Below are 23529 nucleotides of genomic sequence, written 5' to 3' on the forward strand. Positions count from 1 at the left end.
ATATAATTTACAGTTATTAATATATGTTCTAATAGAAAAATTGTTACTCTAAATAGATGATGTGATGTTTTAATAACTAGTGGCAAGTTACTAGCTCCAACAAATTTGAAATGGTCACCTGCTACTTGCCACTGCTTACTACAGTTATATAGCTATATCAAAATTTAACTATCACCTGCCAACTTAACATAACAAATTATTACTATACCTTCTTTACCTTTAAACTATAAGATCCATCTTCTCGCTTCTCTTTAGATAAAACCTCATGCCCTTCAGAGATTAAACTCTGGGGAACATTAGCTATTGGCTCCCCTTCGTCTAAATAAATATCTAATATATCTCCTGAATTTAGAGGTGCTAGGGCCACTTTAGCTTTTACAAAATTCATTGGACATTTTACCCCTCTTAAATCTGCCACCTCGCTATCTAAGATATTCTTATCTTCGTTATTATTATCACTAGAAACTTCTTCTAGCTCAAACTCTAACTTAGCATTTAAGGAATTAAATAAATACTCTACTCTTTCAATTAAATTATTTATTTTATTTTGATAAGAGAATAGATTATCAATATCTCCCAATTTATAATCTAATGCAGCATTTAAAGTTTCATTATAATGATTATCTACTAAATTCTTATCAATAAACTCGGTTTTAAATTCTGCTAAAATAACTCTATCCTTATCTGTATCTATACCTCTTACAGCCAATAATGCTCTAGATGAATTAATGATAGCTTTATAAAGTTCATCATCATCTTCTTCTTTAATCGCTTTCTTATAATTAGATTTAGCAGTATCGATATCCAATTTAATAATATCCATTACACCTGCTCCACATTCTCCAGGCCCTCTACCTGCTAAGGAAAAGTCTTCTGTTTTACCCCAATCCTTATAAATATCTGAATCTTCTTCATAAGTAGGAATTGCAATAAATTCCTCAGCTAATTCAACTATCTTAGTCTTTCCACCCTTTTCTAGGTAAGTATTAAAATTAACTCGGTTATAATCTCCATCTTCAGCCAATAATCTAGCCAATTCTGCTAGAAAATCTGGTATACGCTTAGCAGGAATATCTACAGCTGCGTCTCCATACTTACTATTACCTTCTTCTACGTTTCCTCCTAAGAATAATGCATAGTAGGGAAGCAATCTATCATTATGCCGCTTAGCCTTACCTTCAAAACCAAGATTAGCAATGATATGCTGTCCACAAACATTTGGGCAACCACTAATATAGATTTGAGGTAATACTGATTGTAACTTGTCATCTAAAGTCATTAATCTTTCTCTGATAGCCTCTGATAAATTAGGCGAAATACATAATCCTAATTTACAAGTCGATGCACCTTTACAAGAAACAGGCATTGTTCCCATATTAGCCACTACTAGATTAGGATTGATTTGATTAATTTTCTCGATTAGCCCTTGTAAATCTTCTCCTTTAATACCTCTAATCAATAATCCTTGTTTGATAGTAGTTCTAATAGATAACTCACTATTATCTAATAAACCTAATAATGAATTCAACTCATCATAACTAATATCTCCATTCTCCATTCTCAGCTCTAAAGAATAGTAGCCTTCTACCTTCTCTGTATAAAGATAATCTACATTCAAATCATTTTTTTCTCCCTTACCTGTTCTTAATTCTTCATAACTATTTAACTCTTCAACCTCTAAATCTTCGGCTAATACTTCAGCTAAGTACTCTTTGTATTTATTGACAAACTCTTTATCACCAAGCCTCTTTCTTACAAAGCGTAATCTAGCCCTATGCTTATTACTACGATCACCATATTCATCAAAGAACCTCTTAATAGCCTCTGCTATATGGAAGATCTTATCCTCTTCTACGAAGTCTTCTAAGACTATCCCCAATTCTGAGGAGCCTCCCATTCCCCCTCCACCATATACTTTAAAGCCTCGTTGACCATCTTTCTTAGTAGCTATAAAACCTAGGTCATTTAATGTAGCTAAAGAATCATCTTTAGGGTCAGAGGAGAAGGCTATCTTATACTTTCTTGGTAAATTAAAAGAAGAACGTGTCTTAATTAAATATTCTGTTAACGCTAAGTTATGAGGTGTTGTATCAAAAGCTTCCTCAGGGTTAACACCTGCTCTAGCAGAGTTCAAGATATTTCTAACGGTATTACCTCCACCACCTCGTGGGCTTAAGCCTGCCTCTAATAGCTTGAATAGTACTTCTGGGGTATCCTCAATCTTAAGCTGATGAAGCTGTATATCCTGTCTAGTGGTAATATGAAGATAAGCATTCCCATACTCTTTACTCAATTGATTTAATACCTTTAACTGCTCCTTAGTCACTACTCCACCAGGAATTCTAACTCTTACCATATACCTCTCTTTACCTGATTTATAACCTCTTTGGCTATAAATTCCCATTGGAACTCTACGCCCTTTAAACCTAGCTTCATCTAAATCACCATCTACAAATCGTTCAACTAAATTCGGATAATTATTCGTATCTTCTTTCACCGTAGCTGAAATATTAAAAATAGGTCGATTACTCATACTTGTCACCTTCCTTTCATTAAATTAATTCAATCTCTATTTGAGTAACTTTCTTCTGTTCTTTAATACTAAAAGCCTTTAATACTGGCTCTTCATCCTTTAATGATAAGATAAAATAAATTGCTTCTTCATCATAAGCCAATCTCTTATCCTCTTCCGATGGACGAGAAGGGGTAAAAGGATGGGAATGATAATTTCCAATTAAATCATAGCCCTTATTTCTAACTTCTTTGACTACTGCAAACTGCTCTTTTGGATCCATTGTAAAGTGTTCTGCTGAAGAATCTAGATTGGTCATAGTATATACTTTCTTAACCTCAATCTCTTCATCAGCTATCACTCCAGCCACTAAACCACAACCCTCATTTGGGAATTCATCCCGAACATGCTCCAATAATTGCTGATATAACTTTTCTGGCAATTTAATTATCATAATTCACAAACCCCTTGCTCATAATCGATTAATTCTGTTATTTCTGGGTCATCACTACAAATCCCACAGTTTTCTCTCTTATTTAAGTTAATCTTTCTAAACTTCATCTTCAATGCATCATAGGTCAGTAACTTGCCAGTTAATAATTCACCTTTTTTTAGAATATACTTAATAGCCTCTGTTGCTTGGATAGTTCCAATCACTCCACCCATAACTCCTATAACTCCTGCTTCCTTACAAGAAGGGACTGAACCAGGCTTAGGTGGTTGAGGAAAGATACATCTATAACATGGTGTCTCGCCTCCTGGAACTACAGTTGTGGTCTGACCTCCAAACTTAATAATTCCTGCATGTGAGAAAGGCTTATCTTCCATTACACAAGCATCATTGATTAAAAATTTAGCCGGGAAGTTGTCTGTCCCATCTATTACAAAATCATATTCTCTAATAACCTCTTTGATATTTTGGGAGGTTAGATAGTAATCATAGGTTTTAACCTCTACATCAGGATTCATCGCATTGATCTTCTCTTTAGCCGATTCTACCTTTAACTTACCTACATCAGGTGTATGATGTAAAACTTGACGCTGTAGATTTGATAACTCTACTCTATCTGCATCTACCAAGCCAATCTTACCAATACCAGCCGCTGCCAAAAACTGTGCTGCTGGCGTTCCAAGCCCTCCAGTTCCTATAATCAAGACTGAAGCATTTAATAACTTATCTTGCCCTTCTACACCAACATCCTGTAAAATAATATGCCTTGAATATCTCTGTAACTGTTCTTCACTAAAATCATACATTTGCTCCACCACCCATGAAGTATAGAAACTCTACCTTATCGCCAGACTTTAGAGCTTTATCAGAGAAATTATCTCGCTCTAAAATTTCGCCATTCAACTCTACTGATACCATATCTGGCATATCTACATCTTCTTTTAGCAATAATTCACTTACTGTTAATCCTTTTTTTAACTCTACTTCTTTACCATTAACTTTGATCTTCATTTGTTATCACTCCATTCCCTGGTATTCCACTTTGTTTTTATGTATTTATATTATTACAAAGACTATCATATTATTCTGAGTATGTCAATACAAATACTTGGTTTTAATCTAAAAAAATCCTCTTCTTGAAAGAAGAGGATTTTCATTATATACAACGGCATATAATCTCATCTTTCAATACATAAGTATTGCTGGAATTAGCACCTTTCCCAAATAGGGATGGTTGCTGGGCTTCATTGGGCCAGTCCCTCCACCTCTCTTGATAAGAGTTTGTATTTAATTGTTAGCTTTTAGTTTTTAGCTAATAGCTACTAGCTGATAGCCAACAGCTATTCTGCTTTAAACAATGTAGTACTTAAATATCTCTCTCCAGTATCTGGAGCTATAACTACAACCCGTTTTCCAGCACCTAATTCTTGAGCAACTTTGATAGCTGCTGCTATAGCTGCTCCACAAGAAATACCAACAAGAATTCCTTCTTCTACAGCTAATTTACGTGCCATCTCCATAGCTTCTTCATTGTCAATCTGTTTAACCTCATCTAAGATATCTGTATTTAGAACATCAGGAATAAAACCTGCTCCAATTCCTTGAATCATATGTGGTCCAGGATTACCTCCACTAAGTACAGGAGATCCAGTTGGTTCTACTGCTACAATCTTAATATCTGAAATTTCTTCTTTTAAGACTTCTCCAGTTCCAGTAACAGTTCCACCAGTTCCAACACCTGCTACAAAAGCATCCAAGTTACCATCAGTAGCTTCTATAATCTCTTTAGCAGTTGTGTTTCTATGTACCTCTGGGTTAGCTGCATTCATAAACTGCTGTGGCATAAAATAATCATCATTAGCATCTGTTAATTCCTTAGCCTTATCTATAGCACCAGGCATCCCTTTTTCTCCAGGAGTTAATAAAATTTCTGCTCCAAATGCTTTCAATATCTTTCTTCTTTCAATACTCATTGTATCAGGCATTGTTAAAATTACTTTATAGCCTTTAGCAGCACCAACCATTGCTAAGCCAATTCCAGTATTCCCACTAGTAGGTTCAATAATTGTACCACCTGGCTTCAACAAACCTTCTTTTTCAGCACTTTCAATCATATTAAGAGCAATTCTATCTTTAACACTACCACCTGGATTGAAAGATTCCAATTTAGCATAAACATCTGCAGCACCTTCAGGCACTAATCTATTTAATTTAACAAGCGGTGTTTGACCAATCAATTCAGTAATATTATTTACAACTTTCATATTTCCGCCTCCTTAAAATTAATCCCTAGTAAACAACCCTGTTTATCAGGTTATTAATATCATAACAAAATATTACTTTATTGTCAAGAAGATTGTAAGGGGGTCTCTAACCTTTGTGTAGGAATAATTTCGAAGATAACCTTGTAATCTTCTCCTAACTTTTCTTTAATCTTATTAGCTAGTAACTGAAAATAATGTTTATCAGTATCAACAGGAGTATAAATAATTAAATCTACTTCCTTATCTTTTACATCAATAGAAAAAAGTCTACTTTCTAGTTCATCACCAAAATGTTCACGATATATCTTACGAACAACATCTTCTGGCTCTTCTTTAATCATCTGATTATAAGTTATCACTGATAGAGGCAAAGTCAATATAATAACAGAAAGAGTCAAAATGATTAAACTCTTCTTAATCAGTTTATTAGCTGTAGATTCATACCACCATTGTGGTTTTAAACCTTTAACATAAAAGACTATAATAATAGCTAATAATAATGCAAATAAGTTTCCAAATAACAACAATAAAGCTCCAATAATCATGTCAGCATTAGCCAGAGATATTCCAACCCCAATAGTAGCCATAACAGGAATTAAGGCAGCAGCTATTACTACCCCAACTAATTGTTGGGATTTTACATGGGTAATTAATGCATAAGCTCCCGCTCCCCCAGCTGCTAACGCTACTAATAAATCTGGTAGAGTAGGTAACATTCTAACTTGTAAAGCATGGGTCATTGAAACATTAGGAATTATAAGTGCAAATATGCCTCCAATACTAATAGCAATCCCCATAATCGCTAATTCTACTATAATTCCTTTTACCAATAACTTTAAATCCCCTAATACAATACCTATCGCCATAGTAGCTATCGGCCCAAATACAGGTGCAATAATCATTGCCCCAACTATTACAGGAGTATTATCAAGTATTAAACCCAAAGTAGCAATTATAGCAGCCACTACAGCTAAAAATACTAATTGACTACTCATTTCACTGTTTTCTTTAGCATATGTAACAATAGTTTCTCTTGTAGCTCGATAATCTTCTTTTTTGGTCTTCTCCTTATTGCTTGGGATTATAGTGTCAGGAGTAAAAATTATTAAGCTTCTATGTACATTATTAGTAAAATCAAAACGATCCTTTAACTTGTCTATTAAGATATCAACATTGTGATACAAAAGATTTATAATAAGTAAATCTCCTGTCTCAGACTCAATCAATTTATAATCTTCAATCTCCACTCCTAAATTTTTCAATAAATCAACAGCATCTTTTCCTTCGCCTGATGCAAAGGTAGCATGAACAACTTGCATCTTAAACCTCCTCTATCAATATTCTATCCTAGTATTATAGAAAAAATTATTATTTTCTCTTCTAAGAATAAATATTTTAATATTTATAAACCCATACAAAAACAACCCCCATAAAGGGGTTTATTACTAATAGATGGATTCATACATTATATTATTCAACCATATAACCTTCGCTAATCAAAGAAATTAGACCCTTTCTAGAAAATAGCTTAGATAAACATTATACCTCTATCTTAAAAGATTTAAGGTTAGATATAAACAAAATTTCATAAATACATCCCTGTCTAACCTTTATATTTGACTCTAAATCAAGATAAAGAGACTAAACACAATTTTCTAAAGAATATCATCAAGTTTTATAGCCACCTAAAGCAATATATTTAAGCCTTACTCTGTCTTATTTAAGATTATCAATTTTAATAGCTAGTACTAAATTAACTATAACTTAAGTTTTTAACAATTTTTAATCTCTCTAGAAAATTTATTCTAAGCTTCAATATTTACTACAGCAACTATTTGTTAGTTAGTTATTATCTTTCATCCGCTCCAAGATTACTTCATATCCATCTGCTCCATAATTCAAACATCGTTTTACTCTACTAATTGTAGCTGTACTAGCACCAGTATGTTCAGCAATTTCATCATAAGTATATCCATCATTTAACATTTTAGCAACCTCTAATCTTTGAGCTAAAGCTTTTAATTCACTTACTGTGCATATATCCTCAAAAAATTTATAACATTCACCTTTATCCTTTAATAATAAAATAGCATCAAATAATTGATCTGTAAATTTATCTTTTAATTTAGAATTCAAAATATACACCTCCAAAATATATTTATAACTATATTCATATCTATTATAATAAACTTTTTCTTTTTTTACCAGCTATTTAACTTATTAAAGTAGAAAAGTACAGAATATTGCTAAAATATTTGATTAACTCTTCTATAATATAGCCATTAGCATAATTAAATAAAAATTTTAAATGCTATTAATAATTTATGGTTGAATATTTATAATTCTTCTTAAAAAAGAAAAAAGCGCGGGAATCCCACGCTATAAAACTTACATATAAATATACTTTAGGACAAATAAGAAACCAAATAAACTAATAATCCAATGTACATCTTCACCTTCACCATGTAGATATTTTACAATCGGATAAATAATAAACCCTAAAGAAATACCATTAGTAATTGAATAAGTGAAAGGTATTGCAATAAGAGTAATAAAGGCTGGAATAGCTTCTGTTACCTTATCCCAGTCTATATGCATAGCATTCTTCATCATCAAGGAACCAACAATAATTAATGCTGGTGCCGTTGCTGCTGCTGGTACAATGGCCACTACTGGTGCAAAGAAAATTGATAGTACAAAACAAAGAGCAACTGTTACTCCTGTTAAGCCAGTTCTTCCTCCCTCAGCTACCCCAGTAGCAGACTCCACATAAGTAGTAACCGTTGGTGTACCCATTAAAGCTCCTGCAATTGTTCCCATCGAGTCTGATAGCAAAGCACGATTAACCTTAGGCAAATTTCCATCTTTATCTAAGAATCCTGCTTGTTGACTTACTCCAATCAATGCACCTGCTGTATCAAATATATCTACGAATAAGAAGGAGAATATAACTGGTAAAATTCCTAGATTTAATACTCCCATAATATCTGCTTTAAAAAAGATCGGTTCCCATGTTGAAAAAGAAGGAACTTTAATAATAGTTTCTGGCATTTCTACAATTCCAAAGGGAATTCCAATTACTGTAGTAGCTAAAATTCCAAGTAAAATAGCTCCATGAATCTTACGAGCCATTAATACAATTGTAATTATAATTCCAACTAAAGCTAATAATGTAGCTGGAGCAGTTAAATCTCCTAAATCAACTAAGATAGCCTGACTATTAACTACAATACCGGCATTTTCCATGCCTAATAATGCAATAAATAACCCCATTCCTGCACTAATCGCTAACTTTAGATTCTTAGGCATAGAATTAATAATTGTCTCCCTTACCTTAGTTACACTTAATATAACAAAGATAATCCCTGATACAAAAACAGTCCCTAAGGCTTGCTGCCAACTAAGCCCCATCTTTAATACTACTGTATAAGTGAAATAAGCATTAATCCCCATTCCTGGAGCTAAAGCAAAAGGATAATTGGAAAAGAAGGCCATACATAAAGTACCAAAAGCTGCTGACATAGCTGTGGCAATCATTAAGGCTTCAACTGGCATCCCTGTTGCTGAGACTATATTTGGGTTAACGAAAATAATATAAGCCATAGTCATAAAAGTGGTAATCCCTGCAAAAATTTCAGTTTTTACATTAGTATTATTTTCTTTTAGTAAGAATACTTTTTCTAATAAAGCAGTCATTAAAATTCGCCTCCGTTTATTATTGTTCGTATTTTATAGTGTTTTTTTCAAACCGATATTAATACTAACATAAAAATCAGTAAAGGTCAACGATTAAGGCTAATTTTATATAAATATTTTTATTTTATGTTCGCTTTTCTTAAAAAAAGATATTTATTAATTAAATTCTAAAAAATAATAAAAGGATGGTAGCTACCATCCTTTTCAATTTTAGCTATTGTAGTTATTCAACTTTATTGAAGTCAATCTAACAATATATCTGTAAAAATATACGATTCATCTATATCTTTTACAAGTTTTACTGGACATTCTTCAATAGAAATGTCTTTGTCTAAGAAACTTTTATAAGCATCAGCCTTCTTCTGACCAAAAAAGAGAAGAAAAGAAATTCTAGATTTTAAAATTAAATTTTTGGAGGCGCTTATTCTTCTTACAGGAGGTTTAGGAGAATTATCTACTAAAATATATGAATCAAAATCCTCTTTAATCGATTGATGCTTTGGAAAAAGTGAAGCAGTATGTCCATCTTCTCCTGCACTCAATATTACGATATCCATTTTGCCACCATATTTATCTAACTCTTTCCTGTACTTATTTAAGCCATAATTCTTTTGACTAGAATCATATATAAATGGATGCAAGTTCTCCTCAGTTAATTTTCCGCTTTCAATTAATTTATCTAAAAATGATTCTTTAGCAAGCTTAAAATTACTTTCATCACTATCTAATGGAACTAGTCGTTCATCTACCATAAAGATATGAACCTTATCCCAAGCAAGCTTAGAATCCTTTAGATGATTAAAAATACCAGAAACTGAACTCCCACCAACAATACCTAAATTGATATAATCTTGATCTTCTAATAATTTTTCAATATTATTAATAATCTCTTTAGACGCTCTTTTTTCTAAATCTGCTCTTCTATCTACTATAGTTTTCATAAAATCCTCCTCATATTATAAGTCTCTAATTAGAGTATATAAAGGGAAGATAAATTATTCAAAAATATAATAAATTAAAAAAGATATAAAATTTATTCTATACCTCTTAAAAAATTATATACCACTCATAAATATAAACTTTATTATAAATAAAATACCTAATAAATAAACAATCCAATGCACATCTTTACCTTCGCCATGAAATAACTTAACTATTGGATACAAAATAAATCCTAAAGAAATACCATTAGCAATTGAATAAGTAAAAGGCATTGCTATAATCGTTACAAAAGCAGGTAGACTTTCAGCAATATTAGTCCATTCTAAATTTACTACATTCTTCATCATCATAAGTCCAACAATAATTAGAGCTGGCGCTGTAGCAACTGATGGAACAATTGAGATAATAGGACTAAAGAAGATTGATAATACAAAACAAAAAGCTACTACAACCCCTGTTAAACCTGTCTTCCCGCCTTGAGCTATACCAGCTGCAGACTCTATACATGTAGTAACTGTTGGAGTTCCCATCATTGAACCTGCAATTGTTCCTAATGAATCTGATAATAATGCCTTATCTACCTTAGGCAAATTACCATCATCATCTAAAAATCCTGCCTGTTGGCTTAATCCTACCAGTGTTGCAGCAGTATCAAATAAATCTACAAATAAAAAAGCAAAGATAACTGTTAAAATTCCTTTTTCCAAAACCCCTATTATATCTGCCTCAAAAGCTATCTTAGACCATACACTAAAATCTGGTACTTTCATAATACTTGTTGGCATATCTGTTACCCCTAAAGGAATAGCTAAAATAGTTACTGCTATGATACCTATTAATATACTTCCTTTTATATCTTTAGCCATCAAAATTCCAGTAATAATTAATCCTACTATTGCTAAAATAGTAGCTGGCTCTGTAAGATCACCTAAAGTTACTAAAGTTGCTCCATGGTTAACTACAATTCCAGAATTCTGCATCCCAATAAATGCAATAAAAAGCCCAATTCCGGCACTTACTGATAGTTTTAAAGTTTCTGGCATAGAATTGATTATTACCTGTCTTACTTTTGTAAAAGTCAATAAAATAAATATGATCCCAGAAATAAAAACTGCTCCTAAAGCTTCTTGCCAACTAAATCCCATGCCTAAAACTACTGAATATGTAAAATAAGCACTTAACCCAAGCCCTGGAGTCAATGCAAAAGGATAATTAGTTAATAAAGCCATACATAATGTTGCAAAAGCAGCTGCCATAGCTGTAGCAATCATTACTGAATCAAAAGGCATTCCTGCTTGATTTAAAATATTTGGGTTAACAAAAATTATATAAGCCATAGTCATAAATGTAGTTAAGCCAGCAATTACCTCTTTTTTTAAAGTAGTATTATGTTCTGATAGTTCAAAAAAATCTTCTAGTACTTTTATCATCAATATCCCCTCTCTAGTAATTAATAACCTTTGTATAAATTACTTATATAAGTATGTTAAATAAAAAATAAAAAATCCCAAACTATAGCTTAATTAAGCTATAGTTTGGGATATACAAGACAATAAGATATAATAATCAATATGTTTATCTTGCTACCCCGTAGTTGATTAGTTTCCGGCTAATCGGTAGAAACTTTCAAGCCAATTCTTGAAATTATACGGAATTATTATTAATTGTGCTTTAAATTCACTAATTTTTATTAATTATATGACAGAGGGCTAAACTTGTCAAGTTTTATAAAAATTTAAGCAATAGATTTTTAAAAAATTACAATTGATAATTTTCAATTAAATTATGTAAACTTTGAGACATTTCAGCCAATTCCTCAGCAGATTCAGTTGATTCTTCAGACATATTCTTCACCTCAGAAATTATATTTATTACATCCTTGCTATCTATAACTAGCCCTTTTGCTGATGAATTAGATTCCTTGGTATGAGAAAATGTTTCTTCAACTAAGTTAGACATCTCTTGAAATGATATACCTGTATCCTCAATCAACCTTTTTCCTTCAGCAGTCTCTTTTTTTACTTTATCTACAGCCTTTAATCCTAAATCTGATTTTTCTTTAACTTGATCTATTAAATTTATTATCTCTTCAGTTGCTTTAGTAGTATCACTAGCTAAATCTTTAATTTCAGAAGCTACTACTGCAAAACCTCTACCATAATCACCAGCCCTAGCTGCTTCTATAGTTGCATTTAATGCTAATAAATCTGTTTGCTCTGCAATCTTTGTAATCATAGTCACTATACTACTTATTTCTTTTGAGGTAGAATCTAAACTACTGATAGTGGATTTACTATCTTCAACTGCTTGATTGATTTCTTCCATTTTGATAGCTAAATCTCTAATCTTATATCTTCCTATTTTAACCTTAGAATGAGAATTTTCAGCAAATCCTTCTATCTGCTGACTACTACTAGCCACTTGTTTAATTGATTTAATAATATTTTTAATCTTTAAGTTAGCTGTTGCCACAACTGAATCAGCCGATTCTGAAAATACAGATAAATCATGACTATGTTCTGATATTTCATCTATAATCCCTAATATCCTATCTAACAAATTACTTTGTGATTCTATAGCTTTATTTAATCCATCTGCTAACTGACCTAACTCATCCTTACTCCTAACCTCCAATTTCTCTCGTAAGTCACCTCTAGCAATCTTACTAATTGCTAATAATATTTTATTTAGATTTATCGTAATATAATTTGAGAAAATAATTATAACTACAGCCATTAGTAAAATAGTTATTACAAAAGTAATTAGTAATATAGTCGAAATCTTTTCTCTATATCTAGATATGGTTTGACTAGCATTTTAAACAATATTATTAATCTTTCCATGGTAGCTACTAGAAATAATTAGAAGTTTCGTTCCTGGTATTGTCTTAACATAACTCAACCTGAATTCTTCTTCACCAGTCTTAGAATTTTTATGGAAATAGTCAACAATACCACCACCAGATTTGGCAACATTAACAAATTCTTGTACTATGTATTTTCCAACAGAATCCTGTAATTCCCACTGATTTTCTCCTTGTAATGTAGTATTAGTTGGATAAGATATAACTTCTCCTTTATAATTATAAATTATAAAAAAATTATTTTCTCCAAACTGAATTTGCTTATTATGTTGCCTAAGTAAATTTTTTAGTTCTAATTCACTTAATTCAGAAGATTTACGTTTATAAATTTGCGATAAACTATTAGCCATAATATCAACCTTACTTTTCATATTACTTACCTCTTCTTCTAATAGTACCTGTTTTAAATTCTCTTGATTAATGATTTTTAGCCGTTTTAATTGGTACTGAGTTGATGCTCCTAATATTAACATAGCTATTAAAAAAGTAGTTCCTATTCCTAATAAGATTTTATATCTTAATCTCAAATCCCTTAACTTTTGCATCTTTACTACATCTCCTTTTCTAAATTATAAGTATATTAAATAGATTCTCATATTTATTTTCTATCTAAAAACAAAACTACTAACATGTATTGAAAATGATTTTCAATACATGTTAGTAGTTTAACATTTTTTATTCATTTATGTCAACATTTTAAAAAGTTTAAAATTAATCTATAAAATACAAAAAAAGATAATTCACATAGTGTGAATTATCTTTTTGACTATATTTATTCATCAGAAGATTAAGCTCCTCCTAAAAAGATATATTTCAGAATAAATAAGGCTCCTAGTAGATACACAACCCAATGCACATCTTTTCCTTCACCATGAAATAACTTCACGATAGGATATAAAATAAATCCTAAAGAAATACCAGTAGCAATTGAGTAAGTGAAAGGCATTGCAATTATTGTTACAAAGGCTGGCAAACTTTCAGCTATATTCTCCCATTCAATATGAACTGCATTCCTTAACATTAATGAACCTACAATGATCAAAGCAGGTGCAGTAGCAGCAGCTGGCACAATTGCAATTACTGGAGTAAAGAAGATTGATAATAAGAAACAAAGTGAAATAACCACACCTGTTAAACCTGTTCTTCCTCCTTGAGCAACACCAGAAGCTGATTCAACATAAGTGGTAACCGTTGGTGTTCCCATCATAGATCCAGCAATTGTTCCTACTGAGTCAGCCAATAATGCTCTTTCTACCTTAGGCAAGTTACCATCTTCATCTAAGAATCCTGCTTGTTGACTTACACCTACCAAAGTTCCTGCTGTATCAAATAAATCTACAAATAAAAATGCAAATATTATTGTCAAAATTCCTTTGCCCCATGCCCCAGCGATATCAGCCTTAAACAATACTGGAGACCAACTAGATAATGTCGGCACTTCAAAAATCTTTTGAGGCATTTCTGCTACACCTAAAGGAATAGCCAAAATAGTAATAATAATAATCCCCCATAAAATACTTCCTTTTACTTCTTTAGCCATTAATAGGCCAGTTATAATAATCCCTACTATAGCCAAAATTGCGCTAGGATCTGTTAAATCACCTAAAGTAACTAAAGTTGCTCCGTGATCTACAACAACTCCCGCATTTTGCATTCCTATAAATGCAATAAACAATCCAATACCAGCACTTACCGCTGATTTTAAAGTATTTGGCATAGCATTAATAATAGTCTCTCTAACTTTAGTTAGAGTTAACAATAAAAAAACAACTCCAGAAATAAATACTGCCCCTAAAGCTTCTTGCCAGCTAAGTCCCATTCCTAATACAACAGTATAGGTAAAGTAAGCATTAAGCCCCATACCTGGTGCTAACGCAAAAGGATAATTAGCTAAGAAAGCCATACATAAAGTCGCAAAAGCAGCTGAAATAGCAGTAGCAATCATTACTGCTTGAAAAGGCATCCCCGTCGCTTTAACAATACTTGGATTCACAAAAATAATATAAGCCATAGTCATAAAAGTAGTAATTCCAGCAACAACCTCAGTCTTAATATTTGTGTTGTTTTCTGATAGTTTAAAAATTCTTTCCAAAAAAGTAGCCATTAAAGTTCCCTCCTACTATTAAGATATTTTTATTAGAATTAAAATAAAAAATTCCCAAGATATAATTCCATTTAGAATTAATAACTTGGGATCAAGATGTAGTTTTAAAACTAACATCAACATCCCGTAGTCGATTAGTTTACGGCTAATCGGTAGAAACTTTCAGGCCATATCCCTGATATTATACGGAATTACTTATACTTTTATTTTATTAAAATCAGTTTAAAAAATTCAGTTTCATCTCTTGTTTACAATATAATATTAACATAAAGATGATTAATGTTCAAGAATAAACTAATATTTTTTTAATTTATAATTTTATTGTTCGTATTGTCTCTTTCTACATGACCTATTCAACTAAACCAACTCTATCAACAAAGTATTTCATTCCTATTCCCATCCCTACATATATCGGAAAGGAGTAATAATATTTCCAATTAATCAACACGTATATACCTACCTTAGTAAATAAAGGCTCTAAAACAAAGCTAGCGATAAATGATGAGATTATTAATGCAATTAAAAATTGTTTCCACTTATAGAAATACTGATAAACTAAAGCATAAGTAATTGGTAAAAAACTGAGATTAAATGGATTCAAAAGAGGATGAGTTGCTGGAAAAAGTTGATAAGGATAAGCCCACAAGATCATCTGTAACCCTATCCAATCCAAAATTATAGAAATCAAGGACATAAGTGATACATATAATAATACCTCCTGTAACCTATTTCTATCAATTAATTTCCATAAAATAAAGAATGGAATAAGTAGCATAAATATTAATAGCCACCATTGTGGTGTATATAAGACACTTTTTAACCAATACTCTTGAGCTACATTATCTATCATTTTATTCAACCGAATTATCTCCTCAAATGCTTTTTGATTCATTGTTTATCACTCTTTAATAAACTTTCAACTTTATTAGAATATTTAGTCCTTAATCTATAATGAGCATAAAAGATCAAAAATAGTAGCCAATCAGACAAATAAGAATATATTAGATTCCATCCTAGTCCATGCTCTATACCAGTTAATTTTAAGGCAATCGCTTCAATTAATACAGCAATTACTGTCCACCCAAAGATATAGATTAACATATTAAAAGTCTTCTGTGTTTTAGGTAAACACTGAATAAATAGATAAGTTACTACAAAATAAACTCCTAAATCATCCAAATAATGTCTAATGATTATTTGAGGTTTCTTAGCGGCAGTATATTTCCAGAAAGGATAATGATGAACTAATATATCGGTCATCAATCCTAAGATCATAGCTATATAACAGGTTGGAGAGTATTCAAAAAATTTACTTCGGTCAGCAAATTTTAAAAAAACGAGCCAAGATATAATAAATAATGTAATAGAAAAAGCCATATAGAATCGTCCTCTCAGCTAGGAATTTTCCTTTATAGCCTATCCAAATAATATGAGAGGTATTAGTGATTCATTAAGTAATGTATAAGCTTCTTTTGATTATATTTTTTCCCTCTAACCCACCTTCAAACCTTCATAGACTTTTTGTAATAGATTCACTCACAATTCAAACTAAAGAAAGAATGCATAATGCATTCTTTCTTTTACTCCCACTCAATAGTTGCTGGTGGTTTAGATGTAATATCATAAACTACCCTATTTACCTGTGGTACTTCATTGGTAATTCTAGTAGATATCTTTTCTAATACCTCATAAGGGATTCTAGCCCAGTCAGCAGTCATTGCATCCTTACTCTTAACAGCTCTTAAACCGATTGTATAACAGTATGTCCGTCCATCTCCCATAACACCTACACTACGCATTGGAGGTAAGACAGCAAAGTACTGCCATATCTCTCTACCTAAACCGGCATTTTTAATCTCTTCTCTATAAATAGCATCTGCTTCTTTTAAAATCTCTAATTTTTCTTGAGTAACCTCTCTTAAAACTCTAATTCCTAGCCCTGGTCCTGGGAAAGGTTGTCTCCAAACAATCTCATCAGGTAAACCTAACTCTGAACCTACTTCACGTACTTCGTCTTTAAATAGCTCTCTTAATGGTTCAATTAACTTAAATTCCATATCTTCTGGTAATCCACCTACATTGTGATGACTCTTAATAGTAGAAGAACCTTCACTACCTCCACTCTCAATCACATCAGAATAGATAGTTCCTTGTACTAAATATTTAGCATTACCGACTTTAGCAGCTTCCTCTTCAAATACTCTAATAAATTGATTACCAATAATCTTACGCTTCTCTTCTGGATCTGCTATCCCTGCTAGCTTAGATAAGAATCTCTCTTGAGCATTTACATAGACTAGATTCATATCAAATTCTTTAGTAAAGGTATCCTCTACCTCTTGACCTTCATTCTTCCTTAATAAACCATGATCTACAAAAATACAAGTCAATTGATCTCCAATTGCTCTATGAACTAAAGCAGCAGCTACTGAAGAGTCTACTCCACCAGATAATCCACAGATAACCTGAGCATCTCCTACTCTTTCCTTGATCTCTGCCACTGTTTCCTCAATATAATTACTAGTTGTCCAATCACCTTGGCACTGACATACATTGTACAAAAAGTTATTTATGATTTCCGTTCCTCTTGGTGTATGCACTACTTCTGGGTGAAATTGAACACCATAAAATCCTTTCTCTTGATTTCCTACAGCAGCAGCTGGAGAGTTTTCCGTATAACCAATGATTTCAAAACCTTCAGGTACTTGTGTTACTCTATCTCCATGGCTCATCCAACACTCAAGATTATCACCTAAATCAGTGAAGATATCCATCTCATTTTTGACATTCATCATTGCTCTTCCATATTCACGGCTGTCTGCACGCTCTACCTTTCCACCTGATAGTGTATGGCACATTATTTGCATCCCATAACAGATACCAAAAATCGGTACTCCTAATTCAAAGATCTCCTCATCTACATAAGGTGCATCTTCTACATATACACTGGCAGGCCCCCCTGAAAAGATAATCCCCTTTGGATTTAATTCTTTAATTCTATCTACTGAAACATCATAAGGTAATACTTCAGAATAAACATTAGACTCCCTTACTCTTCTTGCAATTAGTTTACTATACTGTGCTCCAAAATCTAATACCAAAATTAGTTCATGGTTATTATTATCCATTATTAGCTTCCCCCTCAAAATAATTATTTCCTTAACTCAATATAAAAATAAATCTCCCAAAAAATAAACCTAGAGTAGGGATTATAAGTTGGGAGATAGAGATATACTGTTATTGATATATAGCTATAAATATACCAATGACACTATATCTCGTAGTCAGCTAGTTTATGGCTAGCCGGTAGAAACTAACGAGCCCTATTCTCGAAATTATACGAAACAATGTCAAAATTTATTATTTAGTTGTTATCTTCTATATCTTGTAGTATAAATTAGATTTTTATCATTGTCAAGTTTAAAAGAATTTTAGAATTAAAGCAAAGAATTTGCTTATCCTAAAATAAAAGACCCCTAAAAATTAGGGGTCTTTAAAATCAATTATTTAATTACATCATACCTGGCATTCCGCCCATTCCACCTGGCATTCCGCCCATTGCTGGCATTCCACCACCATCATTATCTTCATCTTTCTTCTCAACAACTACAGTTTCAGTTGTTAATAATGTAGCAGCAGCACTAGCAGCATTTTGTAGAGCAGAGCGAGTTACTTTTGCAGGATCAACAATTCCACTCTTAACCATATCTACAAATTCACCAGTATATGCATTAAATCCAATTCCTACTTCTTTTTCTTTAACTTTTTCTGCGATTACCGCACCTTCAAATCCAGCATTATCAGCAATTAATCTTACCGGAGCTTCTAATGCTCTTCTAATAATATCTACACCAGTCTCTTCATCACCAGCTAAGTCTAATTCGTCTAGAGCAGTTAAGACATCAATTAATGCAGTTCCACCACCTGCTACTATACCTTCTTCTACAGCAGCACGAGTAGCATTTAATGCATCCTCAATTCTTAATTTTCTTTCTTTTAATTCTGTCTCAGTAGCAGCACCAACTTTAATTACAGCTACACCACCAGCTAACTTAGCTAACCTCTCTTCTAATTTCTCACGATCAAAATCAGAAGTTGTATTTTCAATTTGTTGACGAATTTGAGATACTCTTTGCTCAATATTAGCTTCATCTCCAGCTCCATCAACAATTGTAGTATCATCTTTTGTAACCTTTACTTTATTAGCACTACCTAACATAGATACATCAACATTTTCTAAAGATAATCCTAAATCTTCAGTAACTACTTGAGCACCAGTTAAAGTAGCAAGATCTTCTAACATTGCTTTTCTTCTATCACCAAATCCTGGAGCTTTAACAGCTACACATTGGAAAGTTCCTCTTAAACTATTAACTACTAATGTAGCTAAAGCTTCACCTTCAACATCTTCAGCAACAATTAATAATGGTTTGTTTTGTTGAGCAATTTGCTCTAATAAAGGTAACATATCTTTAATAGAAGCGATCTTTTGATCAGTTAATAAGATATATGGATCTTCAAGATCTGCAACCATCTGATCTTGATCAGTTGCCATATATGGAGATAAATAACCTCTATCAAATTGCATACCTTCTACAACTTCTAAATCAGTTCCCATAGTTTTAGATTCTTCAACAGAGATAACTCCATCTTTTCCTACCTCTTCCATAGCTTTAGCAATTAATTCTCCAATTTCTTCATCAGCAGCAGAAATAGCAGCTACTTGAGCAATAGAATCTCTATCTTCAATTGGCTTACTAATTTCTTTGATTTTATTTACAGCAGCTTTAACAGCTTTTTGAATTCCTTTTCTTAGGATCATTGGATTAGCACCAGCAGCTACATTCTTCATTCCTTCATTTACAATTGCTTGAGCTAATACAGTAGCAGTAGTTGTTCCATCTCCTGCTACATCATTTGTATTTGTAGCAACTTCTTTAACTGTTTGAGCACCCATGTCCTCATATGAATTTTCTAATTCAATCTCTTTAGCAATTGTTACTCCATCATTTGTAATTAATGGAGCACCAAAACCTTGTTCTAATACAACATTACGACCTTTAGGTCCTAAAGTTACTTTTACAGCATCAGCTAATTTATTAACACCTGTTTCTAAAGCACGACGTGCATCTTCACCAAACTTTAATTCCTTTGCCATTATGTAGTCACCCTCCTCAAAATATTTATCAAAAATTATCAATAATTTTTGGTTTTTCTTCTAATAACTAGTCACCAGTCACTAATTACTAGTTACTTAAGTAGAGCTAAGATATCCTTTTCACTTAAAATCAAGTATTCTTCACCTTCATGTTTTATCTCAGTTCCAGCAAATTTACCATAGATAACAACATCTCCTACACTAACTTCTGGAGCGATAACTTCACCATTATCTAACTTTTTCCCTTCTCCTACTGCTACAACTTCACCTTCTTGAGGCTTTTCCTTAGCAGTATCAGGTAATACAATACCACTCTTAGTCTTCTCTTCTTTCTCAACAGACTTAATTACTACTCTGTCAGCTAAAGGTTTAATATTCATTAAAAAACCCTCCTTTTATTTTATGTGAAATTTTAAACTTTATATTATTAGCACTCACCATTACCGAGTGCTAATCATTACATAAATAATAATAACTAAGTTTTACCACAAAATCAAGTCCAAATTTAAACTTTCTTAAATAATTATTATTAGTTAGAGTCTATTAAATCCATTTATCTTCTTCTTTCTCATCAAAAGATTATTTTTCTACCACTTGACTCTGCCTTATTAACACATTAGCCTATTATATCCAATGAAGATTAACTTATACTACAAATTAAATAGATTAATCTTATCAAAAAGAATATTCTTGGAAGAAATCATTAATTGACATTATAAAGCAAATACTATAATATATAGATTAATAATCTTATAATTATACATAAGGAGGGATAAAAATGCCTACTAAACAAGGAGAAGAAAGAGCTGTTGTAACAGTGTTAGGTAGTGACAAAGTCGGAATTGTTGCAAAAGTAGCTAATACACTTGCAGAACATAACGCAAATATAATTGATATTAGTCAAACCTTATTAGATGATCTTTTTACCATGATTATGTTAGTTGAAGTAAGTGATTTAAGTACAGATTTTGAATCATTTAATCAAGCACTAACAGAATTAAGTGATGAATTAGAAGTTAAAGTAAAACTACAACATGAAGAAGTATTCCGTTATATGCATCGCATTTAACAAGGAGGTGAAATAATTGTTATTTAATACTGGAGAAATTCTAGAAACAGTAAAGATGATAGAATCAGAAAATTTCGATATCAGAACTATTACAATGGGAATTAATTTAAGAGATTGTGCACATCCTGATATTAATATATTAAATGAAAAAATTTACAATAAAATAACTACTAAAGCTAAAGATTTAGTTAAAGTAGCTAACAGTATTGAAGCAAAATTTGGTGTTCCTATTATCAATAAGAGAATATCTGTAACTCCTATTTCAATTATTGCTAATGCCTGTGAAGAGACTGACTATACTAGTATTGCGCAAACATTAGATAAAGCCGCGAAAAAGGTTGGCGTAGATTTTATCGGTGGTTTTTCAGCACTAGTACACAAAGGATATACTGCTGGAGAAAGAAATCTAATCAAATCTATTCCCCAAGCTCTTGCTACTACTGATCGAGTTTGTTCTTCTGTTAATGTTGCCACTACTAAAGCTGGAATTAATATGGATGCAGTTTTAGAAATGGGACAAACAATTAAAAAAGCTGCTGAATTAACAGCTAATCAAGATGGTCTAGGTGCAGCAAAACTTGTTGTCTTCTGTAATGTTCCAGAAGATAATCCATTTATGGCCGGGGCATTTCATGGCACTGGAGAACCAGAAACTGTAATTAATATCGGAGTTAGTGGACCTGGTGTTGTTAAGAATGTAGTAGAAAAACTTCCTGATGCTGACTTTAATCACTTAGCTGATGCAATTAAAAGAACAGCTTTTAAAATCACAAGAATGGGAGAATTAGTAGGACAAACAGCATCAGAAATGTTAGATGTTCCTTTTGGGATTGTTGACCTATCTTTAGCTCCAACACCTGCTATAGGTGATAGTGTCGCAAATATCTTAGAAGGTATGGGGCTTGAATATTGTGGTACTCATGGAACAACTGCAGCCTTAGCACTTTTAAATGATGCAGTTAAAAAAGGTGGCTCTATGGCATCATCCTCAGTCGGAGGATTAAGTGGTGCTTTTATTCCTGTCAGCGAAGACCAAGGAATGATTGAGGCAACAAGAATAGGAGCCCTATCTCTGGAAAAATTAGAAGCTATGACCTGTGTCTGCTCTGTTGGACTGGACATGATTGCAGTTCCTGGTGATACTTCAGCCGAAACAATTGCAGCTATTGCTGCTGATGAGATGGCAATCGGTATGATCAACAAGAAAACTACTGCTGTTAGAATTATACCTGCTCCTGGAAAGAAAGTGGGAGATGAAGTTAAATTTGGAGGCTTACTTGGAGAAGCTCCAATTATGAAAGTAAGTAAATTTAAAGCAGATAAGTTCGTACACCGTGGTGGTCGAATTCCTGCTCCAATTCAATCTTTAACAAATTAAAAATAAGAGGGCATATGCCCTCTTATTTTTATATCTCTGCAATTGTATCTTTTAATGACTTAGCTGATAATCTCAGTTTATTCAATTCCTCTTCTGTTAAAGAAAATTCTAATATCTTCTCAATACCATTTTCACCAACAACACAAGGAACACTTAAAGCTACATCTTCTAATCCATACTCTCCTTTAAGAAGTACTGATACAGGTAAGATAGACTTTTCATCTAAAGAGATAGCTTTAACTATTCTACCAACTCCAGCAGCTATACCATGATTTGTATATCCTTTCTTCCTCCAAACCTCCATACCAATCTTTTTAGTATCCTCTTCTATAAGAGCTTTATCTAAATTAATATTAAAGCCTCTTATCTTAATAAAATCTTCTAAAGTATACCCACAAATATTAGAGATACTCCAAGGAGCAAAAGAAGTTGCACCATGCTCTCCTAACATATAGGCGAAGACATTCTTAGGATCTAAATTATATTTGTTTCCAATAATCCTCATTAGACGAGCACTATCTACTATAGTTCCTGTACCAATAACCTTATTCCGAGGATAATCAAACTCTTCTGTTGCCACATAAGTGACAATATCTACTGGATTAGTAACAGTAATAATAATAGCATCTTTAGTATATCTAGTAATATTTTTCATTATATCTTTCATAACTTTAGCATTCTTCCCTGCTAAATCGATTCTAGTTTCACCTTTTTTAATACTAGGTCCTGCTGTCATGATTATTAAATCAGCATCTTTACAATGATGATAATCACCAATCTTTAAGTTTGCACTTGGATTGTAATTATAAGATGTTGTATGGGAATAGTCTAAAATTTCCCCTTCTGCTTTGTCACGATCAAGATCCAATAGATAAATCTCTGAAATGCCACCATGAACCAATAATTCACCAATTACTGCACTTCCTACCATACCTGCACCAATCACAACTACTTTCATTCATATCCCTCCTAATAAGAAATTATGATATATGATTATTTACTTCATAATAGTTTCTATGTTAGTTATATGTCAATTATAATCTTTGTGCTTACTTAAATCAAACTGTTCTAAATAAAAAATTAATTTTATTA

The 23529-nt window shown here is 32.2% G+C and carries 21 protein-coding genes and 4 riboswitches; of the genes, 2 read left to right on the forward strand and 19 right to left on the reverse strand.

Annotated elements, in window-relative coordinates:
• Positions 1 to 202: 202 nt before the first annotated feature.
• The 18 genes from OREMA_RS0110710 to groES form a co-directional block, all read right to left on the reverse strand.
• On the reverse strand, positions 203 to 2533 hold the full coding sequence (locus OREMA_RS0110710) for a sulfurtransferase TusA family protein (RefSeq protein WP_018249267.1): 2331 nt from the start codon (positions 2531 to 2533) through the stop codon (positions 203 to 205).
• Between the two features lie 19 nt (positions 2534 to 2552).
• Positions 2553 to 2963, reverse strand: a complete 411-nt coding sequence (locus tag OREMA_RS0110715; protein ID WP_026188970.1) for a M67 family metallopeptidase — start codon at positions 2961 to 2963, stop codon at positions 2553 to 2555.
• Positions 2963 to 3769 carry a HesA/MoeB/ThiF family protein gene (locus OREMA_RS0110720; protein ID WP_018249269.1) on the reverse strand — a complete coding sequence of 269 codons (807 nt, stop codon included), beginning with the start codon at positions 3767 to 3769 and terminating at the stop codon, positions 2963 to 2965. Before OREMA_RS0110720 ends, OREMA_RS0110715 begins: the two co-directional genes overlap by 1 nt.
• Positions 3762 to 3974: a sulfur carrier protein ThiS gene (thiS, locus tag OREMA_RS0110725; RefSeq protein WP_018249270.1), complete on the reverse strand. Its 213-nt coding sequence runs from the start codon at positions 3972 to 3974 to the stop codon at positions 3762 to 3764. The genes OREMA_RS0110720 and thiS overlap by 8 nt, the downstream gene beginning before the upstream one ends.
• Positions 3975 to 4138: 164 nt before the next feature.
• A riboswitch (SAM riboswitch) is annotated at positions 4139 to 4243 on the reverse strand.
• A 60-nt stretch (positions 4244 to 4303) separates the two neighbouring features.
• Positions 4304 to 5227 (reverse strand): cysteine synthase A, encoded by a 924-nt coding sequence (gene cysK, locus OREMA_RS0110730; RefSeq protein ID WP_018249271.1) that lies wholly within the window; start codon positions 5225 to 5227, stop codon positions 4304 to 4306.
• 83 nt (positions 5228 to 5310) lie between these two features.
• The gene (locus OREMA_RS0110735) at positions 5311 to 6546 is read right to left on the reverse strand and encodes a TIGR00341 family protein (protein ID WP_018249272.1); all 1236 of its coding nucleotides are present in this window, start codon (positions 6544 to 6546) and stop codon (positions 5311 to 5313) included.
• A 523-nt stretch (positions 6547 to 7069) separates the two neighbouring features.
• Complete coding sequence (locus OREMA_RS0110740; RefSeq protein ID WP_018249273.1) at positions 7070 to 7363, reverse strand: YerC/YecD family TrpR-related protein; 294 nt, start codon at positions 7361 to 7363, stop codon at positions 7070 to 7072.
• A 252-nt stretch (positions 7364 to 7615) separates the two neighbouring features.
• Positions 7616 to 8923 (reverse strand): NCS2 family permease, encoded by a 1308-nt coding sequence (locus OREMA_RS0110745; RefSeq protein WP_018249274.1) that lies wholly within the window; start codon positions 8921 to 8923, stop codon positions 7616 to 7618.
• Positions 8924 to 9165: 242 nt separating this feature from the next.
• Positions 9166 to 9864, reverse strand: a complete 699-nt coding sequence (gene pgl / locus OREMA_RS18400; protein WP_018249275.1) for a 6-phosphogluconolactonase — start codon at positions 9862 to 9864, stop codon at positions 9166 to 9168.
• 114 nt (positions 9865 to 9978) lie between these two features.
• Positions 9979 to 11295: an NCS2 family permease gene (locus OREMA_RS0110755; RefSeq protein ID WP_018249276.1), complete on the reverse strand. Its 1317-nt coding sequence runs from the start codon at positions 11293 to 11295 to the stop codon at positions 9979 to 9981.
• A gap of 141 nt (positions 11296 to 11436) precedes the next feature.
• A riboswitch (purine riboswitch) is annotated at positions 11437 to 11537 on the reverse strand.
• An 86-nt stretch (positions 11538 to 11623) separates the two neighbouring features.
• On the reverse strand, positions 11624 to 12601 hold the full coding sequence (locus OREMA_RS0110760; protein WP_083900115.1) for a methyl-accepting chemotaxis protein: 978 nt from the start codon (positions 12599 to 12601) through the stop codon (positions 11624 to 11626).
• 81 nt (positions 12602 to 12682) lie between these two features.
• Entirely contained in the window at positions 12683 to 13273 is a 591-nt protein-coding gene (locus OREMA_RS0110765) for a cache domain-containing protein (RefSeq protein ID WP_018249278.1), read from the reverse strand.
• 242 nt (positions 13274 to 13515) lie between these two features.
• Positions 13516 to 14832: an NCS2 family permease gene (locus OREMA_RS0110770; RefSeq protein ID WP_018249279.1), complete on the reverse strand. Its 1317-nt coding sequence runs from the start codon at positions 14830 to 14832 to the stop codon at positions 13516 to 13518.
• Positions 14833 to 14939: 107 nt separating this feature from the next.
• Positions 14940 to 15041: riboswitch (purine riboswitch) on the reverse strand.
• 140 nt (positions 15042 to 15181) lie between these two features.
• Positions 15182 to 15724, reverse strand: coding sequence for a CBO0543 family protein (locus tag OREMA_RS0110775; RefSeq protein WP_018249280.1), 543 nt, complete (start codon positions 15722 to 15724; stop codon positions 15182 to 15184).
• Positions 15721 to 16209 (reverse strand): CBO0543 family protein, encoded by a 489-nt coding sequence (locus OREMA_RS17690; RefSeq protein ID WP_018249281.1) that lies wholly within the window; start codon positions 16207 to 16209, stop codon positions 15721 to 15723. Before OREMA_RS17690 ends, OREMA_RS0110775 begins: the two co-directional genes overlap by 4 nt.
• Before the next feature lie 203 nt (positions 16210 to 16412).
• Positions 16413 to 17960, reverse strand: a complete 1548-nt coding sequence (gene guaA, locus OREMA_RS0110785) for a glutamine-hydrolyzing GMP synthase (protein ID WP_018249282.1) — start codon at positions 17958 to 17960, stop codon at positions 16413 to 16415.
• Positions 17961 to 18093: 133 nt separating this feature from the next.
• A riboswitch (purine riboswitch) is annotated at positions 18094 to 18195 on the reverse strand.
• Positions 18196 to 18343: 148 nt separating this feature from the next.
• Positions 18344 to 19990: a chaperonin GroEL gene (gene groL / locus OREMA_RS0110790; protein WP_018249283.1), complete on the reverse strand. Its 1647-nt coding sequence runs from the start codon at positions 19988 to 19990 to the stop codon at positions 18344 to 18346.
• A 92-nt stretch (positions 19991 to 20082) separates the two neighbouring features.
• Positions 20083 to 20370: a co-chaperone GroES gene (gene groES, locus OREMA_RS0110795; protein ID WP_018249284.1), complete on the reverse strand. Its 288-nt coding sequence runs from the start codon at positions 20368 to 20370 to the stop codon at positions 20083 to 20085.
• Positions 20371 to 20768: 398 nt separating this feature from the next.
• Here groES and OREMA_RS0110800 point away from each other — a divergent pair, with 398 nt between their 5' ends.
• Entirely contained in the window at positions 20769 to 21059 is a 291-nt protein-coding gene (locus OREMA_RS0110800) for an ACT domain-containing protein (protein ID WP_018249285.1), read from the forward strand.
• A 16-nt stretch (positions 21060 to 21075) separates the two neighbouring features.
• Positions 21076 to 22437: a PFL family protein gene (locus OREMA_RS0110805; RefSeq protein ID WP_018249286.1), complete on the forward strand. Its 1362-nt coding sequence runs from the start codon at positions 21076 to 21078 to the stop codon at positions 22435 to 22437.
• 28 nt (positions 22438 to 22465) lie between these two features.
• Here the strand turns inward: OREMA_RS0110805 and OREMA_RS0110810 are convergent, their stop codons facing one another.
• A complete protein-coding gene (locus tag OREMA_RS0110810; RefSeq protein WP_018249287.1) occupies positions 22466 to 23395 on the reverse strand; it encodes an L-lactate dehydrogenase in 930 nt (309 codons plus the stop codon).
• Positions 23396 to 23529 lie beyond the last annotated feature (134 nt).

Origin of the sequence: Orenia marismortui DSM 5156 (assembly GCF_000379025.1) — a bacterium.
Classification (GTDB): Bacteria; Bacillota; Halanaerobiia; order Halobacteroidales; family Halobacteroidaceae; genus Orenia; species Orenia marismortui.